Source organism: Pseudomonas sp. LB1P83 (assembly GCF_054897885.1).
The window spans coordinates 1,193,805-1,219,395 of sequence record NZ_CM142709.1; the positions used below are offsets into that span (position 1 = coordinate 1,193,805).

27 protein-coding genes and 1 riboswitch are annotated in these 25,591 nt (G+C 59.5%); of the genes, 13 read left to right on the top strand and 14 right to left on the bottom strand.

Features of this window, described 5'->3' with window-relative positions:
- Window positions 1-4 precede the first annotated feature (4 nt).
- From ACYZTY_RS05375 to ACYZTY_RS05385, 3 genes are read right to left on the bottom strand one after another with little or no spacing between them, the layout of a single operon-like run.
- A complete protein-coding gene (locus ACYZTY_RS05375; protein ID WP_461957609.1) occupies window positions 5-793 on the bottom strand; it encodes an ABC transporter ATP-binding protein in 789 nt (262 codons plus the stop codon).
- Complete coding sequence (locus ACYZTY_RS05380) at window positions 790-1,605, bottom strand: ABC transporter permease (protein ID WP_461957610.1); 816 nt, start codon at window positions 1,603-1,605, stop codon at window positions 790-792. Before ACYZTY_RS05380 ends, ACYZTY_RS05375 begins: the two co-directional genes overlap by 4 nt.
- Window positions 1,606-1,621: 16 nt before the next feature.
- Window positions 1,622-2,689: a putative urea ABC transporter substrate-binding protein gene (locus tag ACYZTY_RS05385; RefSeq protein WP_461957611.1), complete on the bottom strand. Its 1,068-nt coding sequence runs from the start codon at window positions 2,687-2,689 to the stop codon at window positions 1,622-1,624.
- A gap of 62 nt (window positions 2,690-2,751) precedes the next feature.
- Window positions 2,752-2,852: riboswitch (guanidine-I (ykkC/yxkD leader) on the bottom strand.
- Between the two features lie 276 nt (window positions 2,853-3,128).
- Between ACYZTY_RS05385 and ACYZTY_RS05390 the strand changes: the two genes are divergently transcribed.
- Both ACYZTY_RS05390 and ACYZTY_RS05395 read left to right on the top strand, forming a co-directional pair.
- The gene (locus tag ACYZTY_RS05390; RefSeq protein WP_461957612.1) at window positions 3,129-3,371 is read left to right on the top strand and encodes a hypothetical protein; all 243 of its coding nucleotides are present in this window, start codon (window positions 3,129-3,131) and stop codon (window positions 3,369-3,371) included.
- A gap of 167 nt (window positions 3,372-3,538) precedes the next feature.
- The gene (locus ACYZTY_RS05395; RefSeq protein ID WP_461957613.1) at window positions 3,539-4,021 is read left to right on the top strand and encodes a hypothetical protein; all 483 of its coding nucleotides are present in this window, start codon (window positions 3,539-3,541) and stop codon (window positions 4,019-4,021) included.
- A 51-nt stretch (window positions 4,022-4,072) separates the two neighbouring features.
- Here the strand turns inward: ACYZTY_RS05395 and ACYZTY_RS05400 are convergent, their stop codons facing one another.
- A complete protein-coding gene (locus ACYZTY_RS05400; RefSeq protein ID WP_461957614.1) occupies window positions 4,073-5,185 on the bottom strand; it encodes an enoyl-CoA hydratase/isomerase family protein in 1,113 nt (370 codons plus the stop codon).
- Between the two features lie 132 nt (window positions 5,186-5,317).
- Here ACYZTY_RS05400 and ung point away from each other — a divergent pair, with 132 nt between their 5' ends.
- Window positions 5,318-6,010, top strand: coding sequence for a uracil-DNA glycosylase (gene ung, locus ACYZTY_RS05405; protein ID WP_461957615.1), 693 nt, complete (start codon window positions 5,318-5,320; stop codon window positions 6,008-6,010).
- 113 nt (window positions 6,011-6,123) lie between these two features.
- Here ung and ACYZTY_RS05410 read toward each other — a convergent pair whose 3' ends face one another.
- Genes ACYZTY_RS05410 through ACYZTY_RS05425 form a run of 4 tightly spaced genes read right to left on the bottom strand, consistent with a single transcriptional unit; the run spans window position 6,124 to window position 10,170 of the window.
- Window positions 6,124-7,167, bottom strand: coding sequence for an AbrB family transcriptional regulator (locus ACYZTY_RS05410; RefSeq protein ID WP_461957616.1), 1,044 nt, complete (start codon window positions 7,165-7,167; stop codon window positions 6,124-6,126).
- Window positions 7,160-8,674, bottom strand: coding sequence for a tripartite tricarboxylate transporter permease (locus tag ACYZTY_RS05415; RefSeq protein WP_403098946.1), 1,515 nt, complete (start codon window positions 8,672-8,674; stop codon window positions 7,160-7,162). Before ACYZTY_RS05415 ends, ACYZTY_RS05410 begins: the two co-directional genes overlap by 8 nt.
- Window position 8,675: 1 nt before the next feature.
- Window positions 8,676-9,134, bottom strand: coding sequence for a tripartite tricarboxylate transporter TctB family protein (locus tag ACYZTY_RS05420; RefSeq protein ID WP_461957617.1), 459 nt, complete (start codon window positions 9,132-9,134; stop codon window positions 8,676-8,678).
- Window positions 9,135-9,192: 58 nt separating this feature from the next.
- Complete coding sequence (locus tag ACYZTY_RS05425) at window positions 9,193-10,170, bottom strand: Bug family tripartite tricarboxylate transporter substrate binding protein (RefSeq protein WP_461957618.1); 978 nt, start codon at window positions 10,168-10,170, stop codon at window positions 9,193-9,195.
- A 391-nt stretch (window positions 10,171-10,561) separates the two neighbouring features.
- On the opposite strand from ACYZTY_RS05425, the gene ACYZTY_RS05430 reads away from it, so the two are divergent.
- Window positions 10,562-11,233 carry a response regulator gene (locus ACYZTY_RS05430; protein ID WP_461957619.1) on the top strand — a complete coding sequence of 224 codons (672 nt, stop codon included), beginning with the start codon at window positions 10,562-10,564 and terminating at the stop codon, window positions 11,231-11,233.
- Entirely contained in the window at window positions 11,226-12,614 is a 1,389-nt protein-coding gene (locus ACYZTY_RS05435) for a sensor histidine kinase (protein ID WP_461957620.1), read from the top strand. The genes ACYZTY_RS05430 and ACYZTY_RS05435 overlap by 8 nt, the downstream gene beginning before the upstream one ends.
- Window positions 12,615-12,727: 113 nt before the next feature.
- Here the strand turns inward: ACYZTY_RS05435 and ACYZTY_RS05440 are convergent, their stop codons facing one another.
- Complete coding sequence (locus ACYZTY_RS05440; RefSeq protein WP_461957621.1) at window positions 12,728-13,549, bottom strand: HDOD domain-containing protein; 822 nt, start codon at window positions 13,547-13,549, stop codon at window positions 12,728-12,730.
- A 35-nt stretch (window positions 13,550-13,584) separates the two neighbouring features.
- A complete protein-coding gene (gene ygfZ / locus ACYZTY_RS05445; protein ID WP_461957622.1) occupies window positions 13,585-14,541 on the bottom strand; it encodes a CAF17-like 4Fe-4S cluster assembly/insertion protein YgfZ in 957 nt (318 codons plus the stop codon).
- A gap of 149 nt (window positions 14,542-14,690) precedes the next feature.
- Here ygfZ and ACYZTY_RS05450 point away from each other — a divergent pair, with 149 nt between their 5' ends.
- Window positions 14,691-14,945: an FAD assembly factor SdhE gene (locus ACYZTY_RS05450; RefSeq protein ID WP_007944081.1), complete on the top strand. Its 255-nt coding sequence runs from the start codon at window positions 14,691-14,693 to the stop codon at window positions 14,943-14,945.
- Complete coding sequence (locus tag ACYZTY_RS05455) at window positions 14,929-15,381, top strand: protein YgfX (RefSeq protein WP_461957623.1); 453 nt, start codon at window positions 14,929-14,931, stop codon at window positions 15,379-15,381. The genes ACYZTY_RS05450 and ACYZTY_RS05455 overlap by 17 nt, the downstream gene beginning before the upstream one ends.
- On the opposite strand, the gene nadB is transcribed toward ACYZTY_RS05455, so the two are convergent.
- On the bottom strand, window positions 15,350-16,966 hold the full coding sequence (nadB, locus tag ACYZTY_RS05460; RefSeq protein ID WP_461957624.1) for an L-aspartate oxidase: 1,617 nt from the start codon (window positions 16,964-16,966) through the stop codon (window positions 15,350-15,352). The two genes, ACYZTY_RS05455 and nadB, sit on opposite strands and share 32 nt — an antisense overlap.
- A gap of 558 nt (window positions 16,967-17,524) precedes the next feature.
- Between nadB and rpoE the strand changes: the two genes are divergently transcribed.
- From rpoE to ACYZTY_RS05480, 4 genes are all read left to right on the top strand, one after another.
- Window positions 17,525-18,106: an RNA polymerase sigma factor RpoE gene (gene rpoE, locus ACYZTY_RS05465; RefSeq protein WP_007944079.1), complete on the top strand. Its 582-nt coding sequence runs from the start codon at window positions 17,525-17,527 to the stop codon at window positions 18,104-18,106.
- A gap of 30 nt (window positions 18,107-18,136) precedes the next feature.
- Window positions 18,137-18,724 carry a sigma-E factor negative regulatory protein gene (locus tag ACYZTY_RS05470; RefSeq protein WP_461957625.1) on the top strand — a complete coding sequence of 196 codons (588 nt, stop codon included), beginning with the start codon at window positions 18,137-18,139 and terminating at the stop codon, window positions 18,722-18,724.
- An 8-nt stretch (window positions 18,725-18,732) separates the two neighbouring features.
- On the top strand, window positions 18,733-19,689 hold the full coding sequence (locus ACYZTY_RS05475; protein ID WP_461957626.1) for a MucB/RseB C-terminal domain-containing protein: 957 nt from the start codon (window positions 18,733-18,735) through the stop codon (window positions 19,687-19,689).
- A 182-nt stretch (window positions 19,690-19,871) separates the two neighbouring features.
- Window positions 19,872-21,299 carry a DegQ family serine endoprotease gene (locus tag ACYZTY_RS05480; RefSeq protein WP_461957627.1) on the top strand — a complete coding sequence of 476 codons (1,428 nt, stop codon included), beginning with the start codon at window positions 19,872-19,874 and terminating at the stop codon, window positions 21,297-21,299.
- 80 nt (window positions 21,300-21,379) lie between these two features.
- On the opposite strand, the gene ACYZTY_RS05485 is transcribed toward ACYZTY_RS05480, so the two are convergent.
- Window positions 21,380-22,813 (bottom strand): M48 family metalloprotease, encoded by a 1,434-nt coding sequence (locus ACYZTY_RS05485; RefSeq protein ID WP_461957628.1) that lies wholly within the window; start codon window positions 22,811-22,813, stop codon window positions 21,380-21,382.
- 98 nt (window positions 22,814-22,911) lie between these two features.
- On the opposite strand from ACYZTY_RS05485, the gene ACYZTY_RS05490 reads away from it, so the two are divergent.
- Both ACYZTY_RS05490 and ACYZTY_RS05495 read left to right on the top strand, forming a co-directional pair.
- Window positions 22,912-23,151 carry a sulfurtransferase TusA family protein gene (locus ACYZTY_RS05490; RefSeq protein WP_028621876.1) on the top strand — a complete coding sequence of 80 codons (240 nt, stop codon included), beginning with the start codon at window positions 22,912-22,914 and terminating at the stop codon, window positions 23,149-23,151.
- 31 nt (window positions 23,152-23,182) lie between these two features.
- Window positions 23,183-24,253, top strand: coding sequence for an AI-2E family transporter (locus ACYZTY_RS05495; protein ID WP_461957629.1), 1,071 nt, complete (start codon window positions 23,183-23,185; stop codon window positions 24,251-24,253).
- Between the two features lie 116 nt (window positions 24,254-24,369).
- Here ACYZTY_RS05495 and ACYZTY_RS05500 read toward each other — a convergent pair whose 3' ends face one another.
- On the bottom strand, window positions 24,370-24,843 hold the full coding sequence (locus ACYZTY_RS05500; protein ID WP_010462257.1) for a peroxiredoxin: 474 nt from the start codon (window positions 24,841-24,843) through the stop codon (window positions 24,370-24,372).
- Window positions 24,844-24,853: 10 nt separating this feature from the next.
- Entirely contained in the window at window positions 24,854-25,414 is a 561-nt protein-coding gene (locus tag ACYZTY_RS05505; protein WP_461957630.1) for a glycine cleavage system transcriptional repressor, read from the bottom strand.
- Between the last annotated feature and the right edge of the window lie 177 nt (window positions 25,415-25,591).

Sequence of the window (25,591 nt, forward strand, 5' to 3'; positions counted from 1 at the left end):
TCCTCTAAGCAATACGAAGCGTGCCTGCCAGCTCAGCCGGCAAGGCGTCGACGGCGGCGCGATTGACGCGTCGGTCGCTGTTCAAAGGGATGTCGTAGGTGATGCGCGCGCCATAGGCGCCGGGGGCGTGCGGGTCGACGCGGACCTTGTCGAACACCAGCAGGCGCGTGCCGAGGCTGAAACCTTCGGACAGGTCATGGGTGACCATGAACACCGTCAGTTGCGTCTCGCGCCACAGCTCCAGCAGCAGGCTGTGCATGTCTTTGCGGATGCCCGGATCGAGCGCGCCGAAGGGTTCGTCGAGCAGCAACACGCGCGGCTTCATGATTAACGCCTGGGCGATCGCCAGCCGTTGTTGCATGCCGCCAGATAGCTGCGCCGGGTACTTGTCCAGCGAGTGACCAAGCCCGACTTTGTGCAGCAGCACCGAGGCCTGTTCGCGGGCGTCTTTTTTTGCGCTGCCGAACAAGCGCCCGAGTAACGGCGAGCGTGGCAGTTCCAGGCCGAGGGCGACGTTGTCCAGCACGGTCAGGTGCGGGAACACCGAGTAACGCTGGAACACCACGCCACGGCTCGAATCCGGTTCGCCGGTCAAGGCTTGGCCATCGAGCAGAATCTCGCCGCGACTGGCGCGTTCCTGGCCGAGCAGCAGCCGCAAGAAGGTCGATTTACCGCAACCCGACGCGCCGACCAAGGTGCAGAACTCACCTTCGTTGACGCTCAGGTTCAACCCTTCGAGCACCACCTGATCGGCGTATTGCTGCCAGACGTTTTTCACCGTGATGAAGCTCATGCCCGCGCTCCTTCATACCAGGGAAACGCCCGTTGGGTCAGGCGCTTGAGCCCCCAATCCATCAGCCAGGCGAGCAGGGTGATCCACACCACGTACGGCAAAATCACGTCCATCGCCAAGTAGCGGCGCACCAGGAAAATCCGGTAGCCAAGCCCGTCGGTGGAAGCAATGGCTTCGGCGGCGATCAGGAACAACCACGCCGAACCCAGCATCAACCGCAGCGAGATCAGCAATCGCGGTAACAGTTGCGGCAGCACGACGCGCAGCATCAAGGTCCAGGTTGAGGCGCCGAGGGTCTGAGCCTTGATCAGCAACTCGACCGGTATTTCACGGGCGCGTTGTTCCAGATCACGAGCGAGGCACGGGGTGATGCCGATGACGATCAGCATCACTTTCGACAATTCCCCCAGCCCGAACACGATGAACAGAATCGGCAGAATCGCCAGCGGCGGCACCATCGACAACACCGTCAGCAGCGGCGACAACGGCGCGCCGAACAGCGGCAACGTCCCGGCGGCGATGCCCATGCACAACCCGGCCAATGCGCTGATACCGAGGCCGATGGCCAGGCGGCGCAGGCTGGACGCGGTGTCTTGCCACAGCAGGTATTCACCGGTGCGCGTGTCGGCGGTGAAGGCCAGGCGTTTCACCGCGTCGGTCATCTGCACGGCGCTTGGCAGCAGCTTGTCGTTGGGGTTGTCCGTCAGCCGCTCGGCCGAGCCCATGAAGTAGGCGAACAGCACCAGGGCGAACGGCAGGATCACCAACAACAGGCGACTCGGGCGATCCGGGTGGCGATTGATCAGGCGCATGGCCAGGTCCTCCGGTTTACAGCTTGGCGTCAGCGGCCATCTGCACGTAGGTCGGGTCGAAGCGCAGCTTGAGGTTGGTCTTGTCGCCGCTGGTCACGCCATTGGCGAAGGCCATGCCGACCGCGCTGGTGTCCTTGGCGCCTTCACCCAGCAAACCATGCTGGAACGAGAACTCGGCGACTTTGCGCATGGTTTCCGGCAGCTGCTTGCTGGTGGAGAAGTCCAGGGCTTCCTTGGGCGTGGCGAACAATTTGGTGGTATCGAGTTGCGACTGGAAACCGGCCAGGTCGGTGCCCGACGCTTTGGCCATGTGTTCGAGCGCGGTTTTGCTGGCGGCGTTTTTCGCGTTCATCAACTCGACCACTTCGAACCAGGCGCCGGTCAGCGCCTTGCCCAGGGCCGGGTTGTCTTTGAGGGTGGCGCTGTTGACCACCATCATGTCCATGATTTCGCCGGGGATCTGGCTGGAGTTGAACACTTCGGTCACCGCAGGCTTGGCCTTGATGTCCGAAAGCATCGGGTTCCAGGTGGTGACAGCGTTGACCTGATCGGTGTTGAAGGCGGCGGAGATGTCGGCGTCGGAGGTGTTGACCACTTTCAGGTCTTTCTCGGTGAGGTCCACCGAATCCAGTGCACGGGCCAGCAGGTAGTGAGAAACCGAGAGCTCCACCAGATTGACGTCCATGCCTTTGAGGTCGGTGACTTTCTTGCCGTCGCCCTTGAGCACGATGCCGTCGTTGCCGTTGGAGAAGTCGCTGACGATCAGCGCGGTGCTGTCGACGCCGCCGGCCGCCGGAATGGTCAACGCGTCCATGTTGGTCATGGTGCAACCGTCGAACTGGCCGGCGGTGTACTGGTTGATGGATTCGACGTAGTCGTTGAGCTGCACCACATCAATCTTGATGCCGTACTTCTTCGCCCATTTGTCGACGATGCCTTGGCTGCCGGCGTACTCCCAGGGCATCCAACCGGCGTAAATGGTCCAGCAGACGCTGAAGTGGTCTTTTTGCGCGGCCTGGGACGAGACGCTCACGAGGGCTGCGAAAGCAGCGGCGAGCAGGGCGGGTAAACGAAGCTTGAGCATGGGTGGTTCTCCAGTTGATCAAGGGCGGGCAGGAGTCAACGCGGCACCGTGAACGGTGGCTTGTCTCCCGGGCTTTTGTCCCGCCGTGTAACCTCAACTGGAGGTCGCCAACTCTCGGACCAGCCACTCGCCTTAGCGAGCCGGAACCCTAGTCAGCCATTGCAAATTGTGGTGCCGCGAACCTGTGATGACTCCTGCACAGGTTTGCTAAAGCGAGAGCCGTGCCAAGTCGGCTTGAGGGCTCTAGCGTGGGGGATTACGCAGTCGGCGCGTTGGGGAGAGGCGGAGGCGTTGCCTTGTGATGGTGCGTGGGCGCACCGCAATGGATCGGCCTGGCCGCTGATCTGAAGGTCCGCGCCGCTCGGCACTCGACGCAGCATTGCCAGTCAAAAGGGTGTCAGCCGGCCTGTTCCGGTTGTGGGTCTTTCAGGAGGCCGCCATGTTTCGTCGACTGTTGTTTGCCGTTGTTTTCGGCTTGGGGTTGTCCGGCTGCTATTACTACGCCGGTGGCTACGATGTTTATTCCGCGCCTTATTACTACCCCGGCTATTCCCCTTATTCCTACTATTACGGACCGCGTTACTACTACGGTCCGCGCTTTTATGGTGGCTATCGCTACTTCTATTGGGGCGGGCACGGGCCACGTCATTACGGTGGTGGATATCGCGGTGGCCACCACTAATCAGCGGGTGAATAGATGAAAAACCTTTCATCGGCGACTTGTTTCAATCTGTTTCAGGAACGCACCAGATTTGGAAAACGATGTCTGATCTTTCGACAGTTACCGAATAATTGACTGTCGCCCGCCAGCGTCGCTGGTGTGGCTCACTCGCGGTCCAGGAGGCCGCCATGCTCTGTCGAAAACAGGTCCACCGAATTCTTCTGATTGCAGTATTGGGATTGTCTCTTGGTGCGTGCGTGCCCTATTCCGATGGAGGAGGCAGCTATTACAGTTCCGAGGTCTATACCTCGCCAGCGCCAGCCTATTATTCCGGCGGCGGGCCTTATTACTCAGGTGGCGGGGGTTATTACACGCAGCCACGCCGGTACTACGCGCCCCCTGCGCGGTATTACCAGCCAACACCGCGGTACTACCACCAGCCGCGGGTTTATCAATCGGCACCGCGTTATTACCAGCCTTCGCCACGAGGCGATTACCGGGCACATCAGGGGCGGGGCTGGGACGGACATAGCCGGGGCGGTTGGGACGGTCGTCACCGTGGCAATTGGAACAACGATAATCGCGGCGGCCACGGCGGACGCGATAACCGGGGCGGTCGGGGCGGGCATGATGGTCGCGGCGATCATGATGGCCGAGGCAGTCACCGTTAAACACTCATAAAAAAGCGGCGCATGAAGCGCCGCTTTTTTTATACCCGAATTTTAGTACTCGGAAAGATCCGCCAGTGGATGCCTTCCTTCCCAGGCCTTATGAAAATGCGCCTCCACTACCGCGTCTGGCACATTATTGACGTCCGGCCAATGCCAATGCGGTTTCTGATCCTTGTCAATCAACCGCGCCCGCACACCCTCGCTGAATTCCGGATGACGGCAGCAGTTGAGGCTCATCGTGTATTCCATCTGAAAGACCTGAGCCAGCGACATGTGCCGGGCGCGGGCGATCTGTTCCCACACCAGGTGAGCGGTCAGCGGCGAACCTTCGCTCATGGTTTTCGCCGCCCGGCTGAACAGCAGATCCGTATGGTCGCGCAGCTGACTGATGGCCTTCCAGGCGCAGCGCACATCGCTGACATCCAGCAGTTCATCAATTTGCTGGCGCCGAGGTAGCCATTGCGCTTCGGGCATCTGTGCGACGGCTTCCTGCTGCAAGGCCTTGAGCAGACTGTTGAGCTGCATCGGCGTTTGTTCCTGCCAGTTCAATTGCAGCAAGCCTTGGATCAGCTCTTCTTGCTGTTCATCGAGCAGGAAACGATCGGCCAGGTCCAGGTCGATCGCATCACGACCGTTCATGTGCGCGCCGGTCAGTCCGAGAAACAACCCGAGCTTGCCGGGCAGGCGTGACAGGAACCAACTGGCGCCAACGTCCGGGTACAGACCGATACTGATCTCCGGCATCGCCAGCCGGCTGCTCGGCGTGACAATCCGGATGCTTGCCCCTTGCAGCAGTCCCATGCCACCGCCCAGCACATAACCATGGCCCCAGCAGATCAGCGGTTTGGGGTACGTGTGCAGATTGAAGTCCAGGCGATATTCCGCCGCAAAGAAGTGCGCGGCCAAGGGCGGCACTTCCCCCGGATGAGCGCGACAGGCTTCCACCAGGCTGCGCACTTCGCCGCCGGCGCAAAAGGCCTTGGCGCCGTTACCGCGCAGCAGAACGCAGACGATTTGTGGATCCTTGGCCCACGCGTCCATCTGATCGCGCAGGGCGTTGATCATTGGCAAGGACAGCGCGTTGAGCGACTTTTCGGCATCCAGGCTGGCGACGCCGATGCGCGCGCCGTCGGTGCCGGTGAGTTCTTCGAAGTGCAGATTCATCGTGACCTCGATAGGGAAATTGAGCGTTCAGTATGATCGCTGTACAGGAAAGTGCCGTATCTGCGTCAGATCAATTGACAAGCGTGATGGGCTTTCCTAGGGTTCGCCCCATTGTTTTTGCCGGATGTAACCATGACTGCTGATGACCGTATCAAACTCGAACCGAGCTGGAAGGAGGCACTGCGTGCCGAATTCGACCAGCCTTACATGGCAGAGTTGCGTAATTTCCTGCAACAGGAGCGCGCGGCGGGCAAGGAAATCTATCCTCCGGGACCGATGATTTTCAACGCACTTAACTCCACACCGCTGGACAAGGTCAAGGTCGTCATCCTCGGCCAGGACCCATATCACGGTCCGGGACAGGCCCACGGGCTGTGCTTCTCGGTACAACCGGGTGTACCAGCGCCGCCGTCGCTGGTGAACATCTATAAAGAGTTGAAACGCGACCTCAACATCGATATCCCCAGCCACGGCTATCTGCAGAGCTGGGCTGATCAGGGCGTGTTGATGCTCAATACCACCATGACCGTTGAGCGCGCCAACGCCAACGCGCACAAGGACAAGGGCTGGCAGTTTTTTACCGATCGGATCATTGAAGTGGTTAGCCAACAACAACCGCATCTGGTGTTCATGCTGTGGGGGGCGCATGCCCAGAGCAAGCAGAAACTGATCGATGCGACCAAGCATCTGGTGCTGACTTCGGTGCACCCGTCACCGCTGTCCGCCTATCGCGGTTTTCTGGGGTGCGGGCATTTCAGCCGAACCAATAAGTATCTTGAGCAGAATGGCGAAACGCCGATTGAATGGCGGTTGCCGCCGATTTGAAAAGCTTCGCGTGCAAGTCGGATCGCCGCCCGCTCGCTCCTACAGCATCCTCGCACGACCTGTAGGAGCGAGCGGGCGGCGATCCGACTTGCCCGCGAAGGCGACAACTCGGTCTATCGGTCTGGTTCCGGCGCCCGATTCCAATACCTGAACAACGGTTCCGCCAGAAACAGCACAAACAACAGCCGCATTACCTGCATCGCCGTCACCAGCGGGACGGACAATTGCAGGGTCTCTGCCGTCAGGCTCATCTCTGCAATGCCACCGGGCATCATGCCCAACGTCAGCGAACGCAGGTCCAGATGGGTCAGCGCACTCAACCCCAGTGCCGCCGCTGTGGCGATCAGCATGGTCAACACCGTGCCGATCAAGGTTCGGCCCATGAATGAAGGTGCGCGACGGAAAAACTGCCGATTGAAGTGACAACCCAATCCGCTGCCGATCAGCCATTGGCCGATCTGGCTGCCACCATTGGGCAAGCCGATGTGCAAATCCCAACCAATGCTCACCGTCGCACTCACCAGCAACGGCCCGAACAGCCACGGGTTGGGTTGACGAAGACGTTCCCAAAGCCAGGCCGCCAACGCGCCTGCCGGGAATAGAAGGGCCAGCCACCACCAATTGACGGCGGTTGGATGCAAGATCGGTGCGCCGTAGCCCAACAAATATTTGAACGCCGCCGGCACGCACAGCACTACCACCAGCACCCGCAAGCTTTGTCCTGCCGCAACGCGGCTGAGCACCGCGCCATTACGCGCGCCGAGGTTGACCATCTCCCCGGAGCCGCCCGGCATGCTGGAAAAGAATGCGGTGGCGCGATCCTCCCCGGTGCGACGCATCAACCAGACCCCGACCACGGCGGAAAGGCTGGTGATCAACGCACCGAAGAAGATTAAACCGAAGTGACTCAACACCTGTTCCATCACCACCGGGGTGAAGTGCAGGCCAATGCCGATGCCGACGACCCACTGGCCGCACTTGCGGCCGCCAGGGATTTCCGCCAATTGCCAGGGTGTCAGGCAGCGCACCAGGATGATCGCCAGCAACGAGCCGACCATCCACGGCAGTGGCCAGCCGACCAGGCTGGCCAGGTAACCGCCCAGCGCGCCGACCAGCGGCGTACCCCACCAGGCTTTGAAGGGTGTTCGATCAAACATCGGCGACAACGCGCCGGGCAACCGAACGTTTGCGCCAGATCCGCAGGATCGGCACCAGCAACATCACCGCGATCAACGCCCACACACCCATAGTGATCCCGCTCGACCAGAGTATTTCCAGCGAACCGTTGGAGATCGATAAGGCTCGGCGCAGATTCTGTTCCATCAAACCCCCGAGGATGAAGCCCAGCAGAACGGGCGACAACGGAAAGTCGAGCTTGCGCAGAATGTAGCCGAAGATGCCGATGCCGATCATGAGGAACAGATCGAAGGTGGTGGCATGCACCGCGAAAACGCCGATGGCGGTAATGATCGCGATCATTGGCACCAGCGCCCAGTTCGGCACGGCGAGGATGCGGGTGAAGATGCGGATCATTGGGATGTTGAGGATCACCAGCATGATGTTGGCGATGAACAACGACGCGATCAGGCCCCAGACGATGTCCGGTTGCTGTTGAAACAGCAGCGGGCCCGGCGTGATGTTGTACAGCGACAATGCACCGATCATCACTGCTGTGGTGCCCGAGCCTGGAACGCCGAGGGTCAGCATCGGCACCAGCGCACCGCAGGCTTCAGCACCGATGGCGGTTTCCGGGGCGGCGAGGCCACGCTTGTCGCCTTGTCCGAATTTTCCACTAGGGCCAGCGATACGTTTCTCGGTCATGTAGGCCACGGCACTGGCCAGTGTCGCACCGGCACCCGGCAGCACCCCCATGATGAACCCGAGCACACCGCAACGCATGTTCACCCAGAACACCGAAGCCGCTTCCTTGAAGTTGAACATCATGCGACCGGTGGCTTTGAACGCTTCCTGGCCACGGTGGGTTTTTTCCAGCAGCAAGAGGATTTCGCTGATGGAGAACAGGCCCAGTACCAGCACCACAAACTGAATGCCGTCGGTCAGATGAATGTTGTCGCCAGTGAAGCGATAGACACCGCTGTTGGCATCAATGCCGACGGTGGACAGGAACAGACCGATCAACGCCGCAATAAACGTTTTCAGCGGTCGATCGCCGGCCATGCCGCCGAGGCAGACAATCGCGAACACCATCAGAACGAAGTATTCCGCCGGTCCGAAGGCAATCGCCCATTTCGCCAGGATCGGCGCAAAGATCACCATCCCGCAGGTGGCGATGAAGGCGCCGATGAACGAGCTCCAGGCCGACAGCGACAGCGCAACACCCGCCATCCCTTGACGGGCCATCGGGTAGCCGTCGAGGGTGGTCATCACGGTGGACGCCTCACCCGGAATGTTCAGCAGAATCGAACTGATCCGACCGCCATATTCACAACCTAGGTAGACCGCTGCCAGCAGGATCAACGCCGATTCCGGCGGCAGCCCGAGGGCGAAGGCAATCGGGATCAGCAACGCGACGCCGTTGATCGGCCCAAGCCCTGGCAGCAGGCCGACGACGGTGCCGATCAGCGTGCCGCAGAGTGCGGTCACCAGATTGTAAGGGGTCAATGCAACGCCAAAGCCGTGACTCAAATAACCAAGCGTATCCATATCAGTTCTCCAGAACGTCGAGCAGGCCCAGAGGCAGTGGCACGTCCATGACTTTGTCGAACAGCAGGTACAGCCCGATACTCATCAGGCTGATAATCACCACGCTCGGCAACCAGCGCCCGCCGTACAGGCGTGCCATCGGAATGCCAATCAGCAGGCTGCTGAGGATGAAGCCCAAGGGTTCGAACAGGCCGGCGAAGATCAGCAGCAACACGACGCAAAGGCCAATCTTGGTCAGGGTTTCGCGATCCATCGGCGGATCTTCATCGGTGTGTTTGATGGGCGAGGGGCGGTACACCATGTAAACCAGCCCCAAACCCATCAGCCCCAGCATCAAAAGCGGGAAGGCCCGTGGTCCGATCGGTTCGTAGGAAAAAGGTGCCTGATAGGGCAAGGCCATCAGCACCAGGCTGAGACAGGCCAGCAACAGCACCGAAGCAAAAATGCGTTGTAAGAGCATGGGAAACTCCTGTGCCACGGCCCCGCGAAACGGGACCGTGGCCGCTAGACAGAGGCGATCACTGGATCAGGCCGAACTCTTTGGCCAGCACTTTGTAGTCCGCAACCTGCTTCTTCACGTAGGTGTCCAGCTCCGGGCCGGTCATGGCGAACGGGAAGAGCTCACGCTGATCGCGCAGCTTGGCGAAGTCTTCGGACGCCAGCAGTTTGTCGAAGGCCTCTTTCCACCAGGCGTAGTCTTCGTCGCTGACCTTTGGCCCGAGGTAGAAACCGCGAACCACTGGCCAGACGATGTCGTAGCCTTGCTCTTTGGCGGTCGGGATGTTTTTCATTTCCGGCTCGTCCAGACGCTTCTCGGAGAACACGGCGAGCAAGCGCATGTCACCGCTCTGGATGTGCGGCATGGAGTCGGAGATGTCGGTGCTGCCGACCTGGATGTGGCCGCCGAGCAGGGCGGTGGCGATTTCACCGCCGCCTTCGAGAGCGACGTAACGCAGGTCACGCGGGTTGATCCCGGCGGCCTTGGCGATGAGCGCGGTCTGCATCCAGTCCTGGCTGCCGACGGTGCCGCCGGAGCCGATCACCACTTTGCTCGGGTCTTTCTTCAGCGCCTGGACCAGATCGTCCAGGGATTTGTAAGGCGAATCGCTTTTCACCGCGATGGCGCCGTAGCTGGTGCCGACGGCGGCCAGCCAGCGAACGTTGGTTTCATCGAAACGACCGAATTTGCCCTGGGCCAGGTTCAGCAGCGAACCGCTGGACCACGCCACCAACGTGCCGGCGTCGGCCGGACGTTGAGCGACTACCGCGTTGTACGCCACCGCACCGACACCGCCGGGCATGTAGGTCACGCGCATCGGTTTGGTCAGCAGTTTTTCGTTCACCAGCGCGCTTTGCGCCAGTTTGCAGGTCAGGTCGAAACCGCCGCCAGGCGAAGCAGGGGCGATGCATTCAGGGCGTTTTGGCTCAGCCATCAGTTGACCGGCGAACAGCATGCAGCTGGCGGCGAGGGCGAAACGGCGCAGTGATCGATTCATTTTTGTCTCCACGGGAGTTTTTGTTTTTGGGGATGTTTCAGGTGCGGCGGTTTCGCGTCGTGCAGCCGGTATTGGCGCTGACAAGCGTGAACGATGGGGATTGAAAAAATGGTTGGGGCGGGCAAACCTGAAGCTGTCTGGCCAGCATGGTGCAGTACCTCGTTATTGTTCTTATTGGCGAAAACGCATCAAGGCGTTTTTCGGGAGCTACATTTCAAAGCACGATTGGGTGGTCCGCAGTCGAAACCATCCGTGGGCCGACTCTAACGGGCCAACCTTTCACTAACCTTTCAGAAGGCTTTCACAGTTTTCAGGCTTCACAGCGGCGGATGCGGCTGTAAACTCCGCGCCAAAGAATGGCGTCGACCATCCCTGAATGAGGTAAAGATCCATGCGTGTTCTGCTCGTCGAAGACCATCTGCAGCTCGCCGAAAGTGTCGCCCAGGCGCTCAAGAGCACCGGGCTGACCGTGGATGTGCTGCACGACGGCGTGGCGGCCGACCTGGCCTTGAGCAGCGAGGAATATGCCATGGCGATCCTCGATGTCGGCCTGCCGCGCATGGATGGTTTCGAAGTGCTGGCGCGCCTGCGCGCCCGGGGCAAAAACCTGCCGGTGTTGATGCTGACCGCTCGCAGCGACGTCAAGGATCGGGTTCACGGGCTCAACCTTGGCGCCGACGATTACCTGGCCAAACCTTTCGAACTGACCGAGCTCGAAGCACGGGTCAAAGCCTTGTTGCGACGCAGCGTGCTGGGCGGTGAACGTCAGCAGCGCTGCGGCGTGCTGGCTTATGACCTGGACACTCGGCGCTTCACCCTTGGTGACGAGTTGCTGACTCTGACCTCCCGCGAACAGGCGGTTCTTGAAGCATTGATCGCCCGGCCCGGTCGGGTGATGAGCAAAGAGCAACTGGCCTCCCAAGTGTTTGGCCTGGATGAAGAAGCCAGCCCGGATGCCATCGAAATCTACGTCCACCGCCTGCGCAAGAAACTCGACGGCCAACCGGTCGCCATTGTGACCTTCCGCGGCCTCGGCTATTTGCTGGAAAGCCGCGATGCATAAGCCCAGCAGCCTGCGCTGGCGGTTGTTGTGGAACCTCGCGCTGTTGTTGGTGGTGTTAATGCTGGCCAGTGGTTTGAGCGCCTACTGGAATGGACGCGAAGCCGCTGACACGGCCTATGACCGGACCCTGCTGGCGTCGGCGCGGACCATCGCCGCCGGCGTGTCCCAGCGCGATGGCAGCCTCAGCGCCGATGTGCCTTACGTGGCCCTTGATACGTTCGCCTACGACAGCGCCGGGCGGATTTTTTACCTGGTCAACGACATCAATCAGAAGCTGATCTCCGGCTACGAAAACCTCCCGCCGCCGCCCCTGGGAACACCGCGTACCGATGACTATCCGGCACTCGCACGCTTCTATAACGCCCAGTACCGAGGGCAGAACGTACGCGTGGTGAGCCTGCTCAAGCCCGTGAGCGAGCCGAACATGAACGGTATGGCGGAAATCCGTGTGGCAGAAACCGACGAGGCTCGGGTCGCCATGGCCCGCAGTCTGGCGGCAGACACCTTGCTGCGTTTGGGCATGCTGGCGGTCGGCGCGTTGCTGATGGTGTGGTTTGCGGTCAGCGCTGCGTTGCGTCCGCTGGAGCGCTTGCGCACGGCGGTGGAAGAACGTCAGTCGGATGATTTGCGGCCGCTGCCACTGGTGGAAGTGCAGCACGAGTTGTGGCCGCTGGTGCGCGCGCTCAATCACTTTACCGAGCGCCTGCGCGGGCAGTTCGAGCGGCAGGCGCAGTTCATCGCCGATGCCGCCCATGAACTGCGTACGCCATTGGCGGCGCTCAAAGCGCGACTCGAACTGGGCCTGCGCTCAAACGAACCACAAACCTGGCGCAGCACCCTGGAAACCGCTGCCCAAGGCACAGATCGCTTGACTCACCTGGCCAATCAATTGCTTTCGCTGGCACGGGTAGAAAACGGGGCCCGGGCGATTGCCGAGGGCGGCGCGCAGTTGCTGGATCTGAGTCAGTTGGCTCGCGAACTGGGTATGGCCATGGCGCCGTTGGCCCATGCACGCGGTGTAGCCCTGGCGCTGGAGGCGGACGAACCGGTGTGGCTGCGCGGTGAGCCGACGCTGTTGAACGAGCTGCTGAGCAACCTGGTGGACAACGCCCTCGCTCACACGCCGCCGGGTGGCAATGTGATTCTGCGGGTCACGGCGCCGGCGGTGCTGGAGGTCGAGGACGACGGGCCGGGGATTCCGATTGATGAGCGGGATCGGGTGTTCGAGCGCTTTTACCGGCGCAACCAGCAGGTGGCCGGGTCCGGGCTGGGATTGGCGATTGTCGGTGAGATTTGTCGCGCGCACCTGGCGCAGATCAGCCTGCACGATGGTGAGAAGGCGGGGTTGAAGGTGCGGGTGAGTTTTATTGCGGGGGAGTGATGGGTGACTGTTATTGCCTCTTCGCGGGCAAGCCTCGCTCCTACAGGTTTTGTGTCATGCGCAGCATCGGCGCCGACGCGACTTTGTAGGAGCGAGGCTTGCCCGCGAAGCTCTTAATAAAACATCGACCGTGACTCTTCCAGATCCCGGCACATCGCCTCATTCTCCGGATCAATCCCCAGTTTCTTGAAGGCTGGCACACTGAACGCATCGATACGTGCCAGTGGATGATCCGTATCCTTGTGGCAATACAGGCTGGCCACCTGAACCAGATCGACATAATCGACCCGCTCGGACTGGCGCTTGAAATCCAGATACAACCCCGGCAACTGCACCAGCATTTCCGGAAATTCCCAGACCCTGAGCAGTTTGTCGCCGATCAATGGATGAATGCGGTCGATGACATGGTTGAGGCTGACCGGGTCAGCGAGCAATTCATAATGGTCTTCGGCGTAGGTCAGGATCGGCAGCACGCCAATCTGATGCACCAGTCCGCCAAGGGCTGCCTGATCAGGTTTGAGTTGCGTGTAACTGCGGCACAGCGCATAGCTGACCCCGGCGATTTCCAGGCTTTTACGCCAGACATCGCGCATTTTCTGCTCCACCACTTCAGAGCGGGCGTGGAAAATCTGCTCCATCACCAGGCCAATCGCCAGATTACTGCTGTAGTTGACGCCCAGCCGTGTGATCGCCGTGTGCAGGTCAGTCACTTCCTGAGTTGCGCGCAGCAGCGGGCTATTGACCACTTTGATCAGGCGCGCCGAGAGCGCCGTATCACGGCCGATCACTTTACTCAGTGCACTGACACTGACCTCCGGATCTTCAGCGGCCTTGCGAATCTGCAGGGCCACTTCCGGTAACGTTGGCAGAACCAGGTCATCGTTATCGATGGCCTCAACCAAATCCTGTTGGACCTTATCCGCCAGCTCGCTCATTTCTTTTCTCTAGGGTGTTGCAACAAGTGCTGCGGTTAACGCTGGATTTCGCGATCGCGATCCAGTTGATAAGGCAGGTCGAGCAGGTGCAGGGCTGGCCCTTCGAGGGCGCCCAGATGTATATCGCCACCTTCTGCTGCTTCGGCTTGCAGCACGGCCAGGAGTTCAATGTTTTGCCCGGCGTTGGCGGCCAGCACCACTTCGCCGATAGAACTGCCGTGGGACGGGGAAAACAGTTGCGTGCCGGGTTCGGGCAATTCGCTGGCATCCAGTGTCAGGCGATACAAGCGGCGCTTGAGTTTGCCCAGGTACTGCATGCGCGCGACGATTTCCTGGCCGGTGTAGCAACCCTTTTTGAAACTCACGCCACCGACGGCTTGCAGGTTGAGCATCTGCGGGATGAACAACTCGCGGGTGCTCGGCATGACCTGGCCGATCCCTGCGCGGACCTGGCCCAGTAGCCATTGATTCAGATTGCCTTCGGCAAGCTTATCCACGATGCGTTTACGCCGAAGCTTATCCAGTACAACCTCTGCTTTATCGGCTGGAACCCACAGTTCAGCGCGATCCGGCGAGACGCGAATGGCGATCAGACCGTCATGGCGCACTACGCTGTCGGTGTCTGCCGGCAACTCAAGACCCAGGCTGCTCAGTGCAGCATCGCCATGATCGAGGCCGAAGCGGACCCACGCGGCGCTTTCATCCGTCAGTCTGGACTTGGAGAACACGGCGTACTTTTTCAGGTCTGCCAACTGCGGTTCGAGCAGTTCGGTGGCCATCGCCAGCAGAACGCCGTCACCTTCCAGCACAATCCGGAAACTCGATTGCATCCGGCCTTTCTGCGTGCAACGAGCACCGAGACTGGCCTGGGTGTCGCTCAGGTAATTGAGGTTGCAGGTCAATTGGCCTTGCAGGAACTTGCTGGCGTCCGCGCCGCGGACTGCAAGAACGCCTTCATGGGACAGGGTGCAGAAAAAAGCAGAATCGGCCATGGGTCATCGCAGGGTAAAGAGTCTGGGGGACATCATAAGGGGGCGCTCTCGAAATGGGTAGTTCACAAAGGATCGATGGCGCCCGACCAAAGCCGAGTGTTCGACCGGGCCTGGGGCTGTATACTTGCCGCCTATTTGAGGAGCGCTCCATGGTCGAAGATGTTGAACTGAATCGCCTCTACTGGCACAGCCGCCGCGGCATGCTCGAGCTTGACGTATTGCTGGTGCCGTTCGTGAAAGAGGTCTACCCGCACCTCAACGATGTCGACCGCGATTGCTACCGCAAGCTGCTCGAATGCGAAGATCAGGACATGTTCGGCTGGTTCATGGAACGCGCCGAATCGGAAGATCCTGAGCTTCAGCGCATGGTTCGCATGATCCTGGACCGTGTCCAGCCCAAGTAATGCGTTCGAATGCCGCTGGCATGCCTCGCGGCAGTTGCTGGCGGCGTATCTTGTGGCCCAGCTGTTCGCGCTGGGTTCATTGCTACTTCTTTCCATACCGGTCTGGGCCAGTCTGCTCGGCGTGACGCTGTGTGTTATTCACGGATTCTGGTTATTGCCGCGACAGATTTTGCTCACACATCCTCAGGCATTTCGCGGCTTGCGTCGCGATGCCGATGGTTGGCAGTTGTGGAATCAGGCCTCAGGCTGGCAGCCGGTGCAGCTACGACCGGACAGCCTGGCTTTGCCGATGTTGGTGGTCTTGCGTTTTCGACTGAGGGACGAACGCCGAGTCAGATCGATCTGCGTTCCCCACGATTCGCAGGCGGCGGATTTGCACCGGCGCCTGCGGGTGCGACTCACCTTCAGTCGACGTAGGTGGGCGGCACCAGAATAGTGTCCAGCGCGACCGGCAGCATATTCGGGTAGTCGAGGGTGTAATGCAGGCCGCGACTTTCCTTGCGTTCCATGGCTGACTGAATCATCAGTTCAGCAACCTGAGCAAGGTTCCTCAATTCAATCAGGTCTCTGCTCACTTTATAGTTGCTATAGAACTCGTCAATCTCGTCCAGCAGCAGCCGCACGCGGTGCTGCGCGCGTTGCAGGCGCTTGTTGGTGCGCACGATGCCGACGTAGTCCCACATGAATCGCCGCAGTTCATCCCAGTTGTGCGCAATGATCACGTCTTCGTCGGAATCGGTGACCTGGCTCGCATCCCAGACGGGCAGGGCGATCGGAATCGAAACCTGCGGCAACTGATCCAGAATGTCCGCCGCCGCCGAACGGGCGTAAACAAAACACTCCAGCAGCGAGTTGCTGGCCATGCGGTTGGCGCCGTGCAGGCCGGTGAAGCTGGTTTCGCCGATGGCATACAGCCCCGGCACGTCGGTGCGACCGTTCTGATCGACCATCACGCCGCCGCAGGTGTAGTGCGCCGCAGGAACCACCGGGATCGGTTGCTTGGTGATGTCGATGGAAAACTCGAGGCAGCGCTCATACACCGTCGGGAAGTGGGTCTTGATGAACGCTTCGGGCTTGTGGCTGATGTCCAGATAGACGCAGTCGACACCCAGGCGCTTCATCTCATGGTCGATGGCGCGGGCGACGATGTCGCGCGGGGCCAGCTCGGCGCGAGGGTCGAAGCGCTGCATGAAGCGTTCGCCGTTGGGCAGCTTCAGGTGCGCACCTTCGCCGCGCAGGGCTTCAGTGATCAGGAAACTCTTGGCTTGCGGGTGATACAGGCAGGTCGGGTGGAACTGGTTGAACTCCAGGTTGGCCACCCGGCAGCCCGAGCGCCACGCCATGGCGATGCCATCACCGCAGGCGCCGTCGGGGTTGCTGGTATAGAGGTAGACCTTTGCCGCGCCGCCGGATGCGAGGATCACGAATCGTGCGCCGTAGGTGTCGACTTCACCGGTACCGCGATTGAGGACGTAGGCGCCGAGACAGCGATCGCCTTCGAGGCCCAGGCGTTTTTCGGTGATCAGATCGACCGCGACCCGCTGTTCCAGCAGTTCGATGTTCGGTCTCTGTTTGGCCTGGGCGAGCAAGGTTCTGAAAATCGCCGCGCCCGTGGCATCGGCGGCGTGAATGATGCGCCGATGACTGTGACCGCCTTCGCGGGTCAGGTGAAATTCGAATCCACCGTCTTCGGTGCCGGACTGTTCATCGCGGGTAAACGGCACACCTTGATCGATCAGCCACTGAATGGCTTCTTTACTGTGCTCGACGGTAAAGCGCACGGCGTCTTCGTGGCAGAGTCCACCGCCGGCATTGAGGGTGTCGTCGACGTGGGATTCGACAGTATCGGTGTCATCCAGAACGGCAGCGACGCCGCCCTGGGCCCAAAATGTCGAGCCGTTGGCGAGGTCGCCTTTGCTCAGTACGGCGATGCGCAATTGACCGGGCAAGGTCAGCGCAAGGCTCAAACCGGCAGCGCCGCTGCCAATGACCAGAACATCGTGTTGAAACTGTTGGCTCATTTCAGGATTCCGCTCAAAGCGACCCGGGTCGGGGTTGGCGCAAGACTCCTGGAACGGCGAGTCAAGGCAGCCACACAGCCCACTAGTATATAGAGGGGGGGAGCGGCACAATACCCGAGCGCATATGGCATTGTGAAACTACTGTGACGGAAAATACCTGACGCTTCGTCGGATGCTTTTTCGGCGGGTTCGGCGACAAGGCGACTGTATCAACGATTTAACAGTCTTTTTCTGTTCACGGTTGCACAATGTGCCTTTCGCCCGGCTATAAATATTTGGAACTTTTGCCAAAGGCTCAAGATCAATAGACGGTGCCTGAAAAGAAGGACAGTGTCGGTTTCAGGACAGGACGTGCGGTTTGGTCCTTGCCAGTGAATCCGACGACAAGATTATTCGCGCAGCCGGGTCATGCCGAGCTGCGCTTTTCGTGCGTGCCAAATCAGAGCCCGCAGGAAACTTGCTTGGAGGGGGAGAACTTTTGCGAAAAGCCCGAGTCTATGTTTGCAAGTCTGGTCGTTTAGTTATGCAAGCCTCCTCCGAGCTTATCGAGGAGTGTTCATGCTAACCCAGGAAGAGGATCAGCAGCTTGTCGAGCGCGTTCAACGCGGCGACAAGCGAGCTTTCGATCTGCTAGTGCTGAAATACCAGCACAAAATTCTCGGGTTGATCGTGCGTTTCGTGCACGACACCCATGAAGCCCAGGATGTGGCACAGGAAGCCTTTATCAAGGCCTACCGCGCACTTGGAAATTTTCGCGGAGACAGCGCGTTTTATACGTGGCTTTACCGCATCGCCATCAACACGGCGAAGAATTATCTGGTTTCACGCGGCCGTCGGCCGCCGGATAGCGATGTCAGTTCCGAAGATGCAGAGTTCTACGATGGCGATCATGGCCTCAAGGATCTCGAGTCGCCAGAACGTGCGTTGCTGCGGGATGAGATCGAAGGCACCGTCCATCGAACCATTCAGCAACTGCCAGAAGATTTGCGTACGGCTTTAACTTTACGTGAATTCGATGGTCTGAGTTACGAAGACATTGCGGCGGTCATGCAATGTCCGGTGGGTACCGTGCGATCCCGGATTTTCCGCGCTCGGGAGGCCATCGATAAAGCCCTGCAGCCGTTGTTGCAGGAAAACTGAGACAGCGGCGATAGCCAAGAGAGGAACGCCATGAGTCGTGAAGCCCTGCAGGAATCGCTGTCCGCAGTGATGGATAACGAAGCGGACGAACTGGAATTGCGTCGGGTATTAAATGCCTTTGACGATGTTGAAACCCGTGAAACATGGGCTCGTTATCAGATCGCTCGGGCAGTTATGCACAAGGATCTGCTGCTTCCACGTCTGGACATCGCCGCGGCAGTTTCTGCTGCTTTGGCCGACGAAGCCGTACCGGCAAAAGCCTCCCGTGGTCCATGGCGCAGCCTGGGTCGCCTGGCTGTTGCTGCTTCGGTGACCGTTGCCGTGCTGGCAGGTGTGCGTCTGTACAACCAGGACGAGATCGCTGGTGTCGAACTTGCTCAGCAGTCCGGTCAACCGACGCTGGCCGTTCCTCAGGTCAAAGGCCCAGCTGTATTGGCAGGCTATAATGAGAGTTCGGAAGCCACTGGCCCTATGGCCAACGGCGTATTGCAAGGTCAACCAGGCTGGCACGATCAGCGTCTGCCAGGCTACTTGCGCCAACATGCTCAACAGGCTGCACTGAAAGGTACTGAGAGCGCTCTGCCTTACGCTCGTGCAGCAAGCCTGGAAAACCGTTAAGGAGGATCATGCGCGCCATACCTCTAATTTCGCTTCTGCTCGGTGGCTGGATTGTTGCTCCAGCCCACGCCGATGAAGCCCAGGACTGGTTGACCCGTCTTGGTCAGGCCGAGCAACAGCAAAGCTTTCACGGCACTTTCGTTTACGAGCGTAACGGTAGTTTTTCTACCCATAACATCTGGCACCGCGTCCAGGATGGCAAGGTCCGCGAGCGTTTACTCCAGCTCGACGGCTCAGCACAGGAAGTCGTGCGCATTGATGGGCATACTCAATGCGTCAGTGGCCTCCTGATAGCAGGGCTTGGGGATTCACCCAACTCCGCTGCTCGTGCACTCGATCCACAAAAGCTGAAAAATTGGTATGACCTTGCCGTCATTGGCAAGTCGCGTGTGGCTGGGCGTGCGGCAGTGATTGTTTCACTGACGCCACGTGATCAGCATCGCTACGGTTTTGAGCTTCACCTCGATAAGGAAACCGGCTTGCCGCTGAAGTCATTGTTACTCAATGACAAAGGGCAGTTGCTCGAGCGCTTCCAGTTCACCCAATTGGATACTGCCAGCGTGCCTTCGGAATCAGACTTGAAGGCCGGCGACGATTGCAAGGCTGTCAAACTCGACGGTGACAAGGCTTCCGCTGTCAAGACCGCCCAGGCCTGGCATTCTGACTGGCTTCCACCCGGTTTCGAGTTGACCAGCAGCAGCGCCCGCAAGGATCCAGAGACCAAAACCTTGGTCAACAGTCTGATGTATGACGATGGTCTGGCGCGCTTCTCGGTATTCCTCGAGCCGTTGAACGGTGCGACCGTCACCGACACCCGCACCCAGTTAGGCCCTACCGTTGCTGTTTCTCGACGCTTGACCACCCCTCAAGGCGAGATGATGGTGACCGTGGTTGGCGAGATCCCGATTGGTACTGCTGAACGGATTGCGCTGTCCATGCGCACCGATGCCACTGCAACCAAGTAGTGAGCTGATGCCGAAATGTTTGGTGAGCATTTCAATTTGCAAAAAAACCTGAATTTTTCTATAGGTCAGAGCCTCACGGCTCTGGCCTTGTTTTGTTGTTCCCGGAACAAAAATACCGGCGTATCTTTCCCGGTGTTCCTTGCTCCATATCGCTTAACCATGCTCGTCGTAACGGGAGCCGTATGTCGATACCACGCTTGAAGTCTTATCTTTCCATTGTTGCCACCGTGCTGGTGCTTGGTCAGGCGGTCACTGCTCAAGCAGTCGAGTTGCCTGACTTCACTCAATTGGTCGAGCAAGCCTCGCCCGCAGTGGTGAACATCAGTACCACACAAAAGCTGCCGGACCGTAGAGTGTCAGGCCAGATGCCCGACCTTGAAGGCCTGCCACCAGCACTGCGCGAGTTCTTCGAACGGGGCATGCCGCAGCAGCCACGCTCGCCTCGCGGTGATCGCCAGCGTGAAGCGCAGTCACTGGGCTCGGGTTTCATCATCTCGCCTGACGGCTACATCCTGACCAACAACCACGTGATCGCCGATGCCGACGAAATTCTCGTTCGTCTCTCCGACCGCAGTGAATTGAAAGCCAAGCTGGTTGGCACCGATCCACGTTCCGACGTGGCATTGCTGAAAATCGAAGGCAAGGACCTGCCAGTCTTGAAGCTGGGCAAGTCCCAAGACCTGAAGGCCGGCCAATGGGTCGTCGCGATCGGCTCGCCGTTCGGTTTCGACCATACCGTGACCCAAGGCATCGTCAGCGCTGTCGGTCGTAGCCTGCCGAACGAAAATTATGTGCCGTTCATCCAGACCGACGTGCCTATCAACCCGGGTAACTCAGGTGGTCCGCTGTTCAACCTGGCCGGTGAAGTGGTCGGGATCAACTCGCAGATCTACACCCGTTCCGGTGGTTTCATGGGCGTATCGTTCGCGATCCCTATCGATGTGGCCATGGACGTTTCCAATCAGCTGAAAAGCGGCGGTAAAGTCAGCCGTGGCTGGTTGGGTGTGGTGATCCAGGAAGTGAACAAGGATCTGGCCGAATCGTTCGGTCTTGAGAAGCCGGCCGGTGCGCTGGTGGCCCAGATCCAGGAAGATGGCCCGGCTTCCAAGGGCGATCTGCAAGTCGGCGACGTGATCCTGAGCATGAACGGTCAACCGATCGTCATGTCTGCCGATCTGCCGCACCTGGTGGGCGCACTGAAAGACGGCGAGAAGGCCAAGCTTGAAGTGATTCGTGACGGCAAGCGCAAGAATGTCGAGCTGACGGTTGGCGCAATCCCTGACGAAGGCAAAGAGCTGGACTCGAAACTCAAGTCGGGCGTTGAAACCAACAGCAATCGTCTGGGCGTTGCCGTCGCTGATCTGACCGCTGAGCAGAAGAAGACCTACGACCTCAAAGGTGGTGTGGTGATCAAGGAAGTTCAGGACGGTCCTGCATCACTCATCGGCTTGCAGCCTAATGATGTGATCACCCACTTGAACAACCAGGCAATCAACGACAGCAAAGAGTTCGCTGAAATCGCCAAGGCGCTGCCGAAGAATCGTTCGGTGTCCATGCGGGTTCTGCGTCAAGGTCGTGCCAGCTTCATCACCTTCAAACTGGCTGAATAAACCGGTTGTCGGCTGAATAAAAAACCGCCTCGAAAGAGGCGGTTTTTTTGTGCCTGAAGCTTTTGTGCTCCTGAGACAGGTCAGCCCATCATGTCCTTGACCATGCGCTCCTGCTCCATCAGCTCACGCTGCCGGGCGTCGATACGCGACGACAACGGGAAGTTGGTGCCGGCCTTGCGCTTGGCGAAGTCCAGTTGCTGAATGGCCTGACGATAGTCGCCAACCAGGGCGAAGTACTCCGCGCGAGCCTGATGCAGGCCGATGATGTTGCCTGACAGGCCGCGCGTCTCGGCAACCTGATACCACACGTCCGGATCATCCGGGCGCGACTTGAGCAGCCCTTCAAGCGCCTTCTCGGCATCGGCGGCGCGGTTTTGTTTCAGCAGCAGATCGACACGCACCTGGTTCAGCGGATAGTTGCCGGGGTACTGAGTCAGCATCCGGTCTACCCGTGTTTGCGCGTCAGGCAGACGATTGTTGGTGATGTCCAGATCGACCTGCGCCAGGTTGTAGATGATCTCGTTCGGTGATTTGGCCAGCAGCAGCTTGAGGTTCTCGCGAGCTTCATTCAACTGGCCGCCCTTGATCTGGGCGATCGCCAGACCATACCGGGCGACATCGTTTTTAGGGTTCTCATCGAGTTGCGCGCGAAAGCGCTTGGCGCCCAACCCTGGGGTTTCTTCATAGACCAGCTGAACGCGCGCACGAATCAGCTGATAGCGCATGGTGTCTTCGATGCCGCCCGGTTTGGCCTGTTCGGCGCGGTTGCGGGTGTCAGCGATCCGCGATTCGGTCACCGGGTGAGTCAGCAGGAATTCCGGTGGCTTGGCGTCGAAGCGGTACTGACGCATCAACCGCTCGAACATGGTCGGCATCGACCGCGGGTCGTAACCGGCCTTTTCCAGATTGAGGATGCCGATGCGGTCGGCTTCCTGTTCGTTCTGACGCGAGAAGCGTCGTTGCTCCTGGATCGCCGCCGCTTGAGTACCGGCAATCGCCGCGATCCCGGCGTCACCGGCACCGGCAGCCGCAATGACGATACCGGCCAGCAGGGCAGCCATCATCGGCACTTGCATGCGCTGTTGGGCTTCAACGCCGCGGGCAAAGTGGCGCTGCGACAAGTGAGCCAATTCGTGCGCCAGTACCGAAGCGTACTCGCCCTCGGTCTGCGCGTTGAGGAACAGGCCACCGTTGACCCCGACAATCCCGCCTGGCGCCGCAAAGGCGTTGAGTTGCGGGCTGTTGATCAGGATGAACTCCAGGCGCCGGTCATTGACCTGGCTGGTTTCCACCAGTCGGTAAACGCTGGATTCGACGTAATCCTTGAGCTGCGGATCGTTGAGCTGCGAGACCTGGCTGCGCAACAGTGCCAGCCACGCACGGCCCAATTGGTATTCCTGTTGCGGCGAGACGATGGCAGAACTGGCGTCGCCGAGTGACGGCAGGTCGTCGGCGAAGCCCGGTGAGGCAAGCAGGCAAGCGAGCGTCAGCAGGGTAGGGCGCAAAAAAGTCATGCACAAAGCCTTAGTCGACAAAGACCTTACTGTAGCCGGACACTTGGCTTGGGACCAGATATTCTAGGCATCTCAACCACCTGACCCGGAGCGATGTAATGACCGACGCTGTAGCCCATGACGCCGAACTGGACGCCAGTGGCTTGAATTGCCCATTGCCGTTGCTCAAGGCCAAGCTGGAGCTCAATCGAATGGCCAGTGGCGCGGTGCTCAAGGTGATCGCCACCGACGCGGGCTCCCAGCGCGACTTTCGCACCTTTGCCCGATTGGCCGGTCATACGCTGCTTCGCGAAGAAGATGAGGCGGGTGTTTACCGCTACTGGCTGAAAAAAGCCTGAAACCTGCTGCGTTCGTTTCTAAGGATTATTGATGTTCAAGGTGTTACGCGACTGGATTCAGCGCTACTTTTCCGACGAAGAAGCCGTGGTGCTGGCCGTGCTGCTGTTTCTGGCCTTTACCGCCGTACTCACTCTGGGCGGCATGCTCGCGCCGGTGCTGGCCGGGATGGTACTGGCGTATCTGATGCAAGGCCTGGTCGTTACCCTCGAACGCCTGCGCATGCCCGGCGGGGTGGCGGTGGGGCTGGTCTTCGCGTTGTTCATGGGCGTGTTGCTGGTGTTCATTGTTGTCGTGGTGCCGTTGCTCTGGCATCAGTTGATCACGCTGTTCAATGAACTGCCCGGCATGCTTGCCAAGTGGCAATCGCTGCTGTTGCTGCTGCCCGAGCGTTATCCGCACCTGGTATCGGACGAGCAGGTGCTGCAGGCCATCGAAGTGGCGCGGGGCGAGATCGGCAAGTTCGGTCAGTGGGCGCTGACGTTCTCGCTGTCGAGCCTGCCGTTGCTGGTGAACATCATGATCTACCTGGTGCTGGTGCCGATCCTGGTGTTCTTCTTCCTCAAGGACCGCGAGATGATCGGTCAGTGGGTGCGAGGCTATCTGCCGCGTGAACGGGCGTTGATCACCCGGGTTGCCCATGAGATGAACCGGCAGATTGCCAACTACATTCGCGGCAAAGTCATTGAGATTTTCATCTGCGGTGGTGTGACCTATATCGGCTTTGTGGTTCTGGGGCTCAACTACGCGGCACTGCTGGCGTTGCTGGTGGGCGTGTCAGTGGTTGTGCCTTACGTCGGCGCAGTGGTGGTGACGGTGCCAGTCATGCTGATTGCGCTGTTCCAGTGGGGCTGGAGCGATCAGTTCATTTACTTGATGGCGGTCTACGGGATTATTCAGACGCTGGACGGGAATGTGCTGGTGCCGCTGCTGTTTTCGGAGGCGGTCAACCTGCACCCGGTGGCGATTATCTGCGCGGTGCTGTTGTTTGGCGGGCTGTGGGGGTTCTGGGGGGTATTCTTTGCGATTCCGCTGGCAACCTTGTTCAAGGCGGTGCTGGATGCTTGGCCGCGCAAGGAGCCGGTGGTGGCGCCGTTGCTTTAATTGTTCGCCTTGAGGGCCTCTTCGCGGGCAAGCCTCGCTCCTACAAGTTAGCGGCGTTCATCAACCTGTAGGAGCGAGGCTTGCCCGCGAAGGCGTCAGAACAGACGCCAATAAACTCAGGCCTTGTTCAACGCCTGGGCGGCAGCCAACACCGCATCAACATGCCCCGGCACCTTCACACCGCGCCATTCCTGACGCAGCACACCGTCCTTATCAATCAGGAATGTGCTGCGATCAACGCCCATGTATTCCTTGCCATACAGCTTCTTCAGCTTGATCACATCAAATAACTGGCACAGCGCTTCTTCCTTGTCGCTGATCAGCTCAAAGGTGAACGCTTGCTTGGCCTTGAAGTTTTCGTGGGATTTCAGGCTGTCGCGCGACACGCCGAACACTTCAGTATTGGCCGCTTTAAAGGCGTCCAGTTGATCGCGAAAGCCCTGACCTTGAGTGGTGCAGCCCGGCGTGCTGTCCTTCGGATAGAAGTAGATCACCACTTGCTTGCCTTTAAGGCCTGCGAGGCTGACGGTCTGTCCATTGGTGGCGGGTGCTTCGAAGTCGGCAACCGGTTGGTCGATGGCAACGGCCATGAAAGCTTCCTTACATTGGGTTTTGTGGGCGCCACGGTTCGATCAGCGCGTCCAGGTTCAGCGCGTCGGCGAAATCCAGGAATTGATCGCGCAGCCAGCTGATCTGCACGCCGGCCGGCAAAGTCACGGTAAACGTGGCGTTGAGCATGGTGCCGCCGGTTTGCGGCGCCTGATACGTGTCGCAGGTCAGGTTTTCCAGCTCGACGTTGTGGTCCATGAAGAACTGACACAGCTCGTTGATGATGTCCGAGCGATAGGCCGAGCTGACGTAAGCGACGTAAGGCAGTGCCTGAGGACGATTCTCCAGCGCCGCGCTGCGCACCACGTTAACGGTGAATGCGTGCTTCTTGGCCAGGCCCGGCAGGCTGCCTTCCAGGCGCGCCAAGGCGTCCCAGCTGCCGGAGATTTGAAGGATCAACGCGCTGCACTCGCCATGACGGGTCAGGCGAGAGGTGACCACGGCGCAGCGGTTTTCATGGCTGGCGCGGCACAGGACGTTAGTCAGCTCCATGGGGTTGGCGCCGAGGGCACTGATGACAAGGAATTGTTCGCGAACTGTGGGGGTGGACATGCAGCATTCCTAAAGCGATGAGCGGTCGATACTTCTACGGGCTTTTACTGCCGGGGGCGAGCCTGCGGATGCGAATTCAGAAAACCCGGGCCGAAGGTTGCAACGTGCTCCATTAAGGCAAGAGCGAAGGGTGGCAACGCTGGATCGGGGCTTGTGATGCCGAAAATGGAGGCTGAA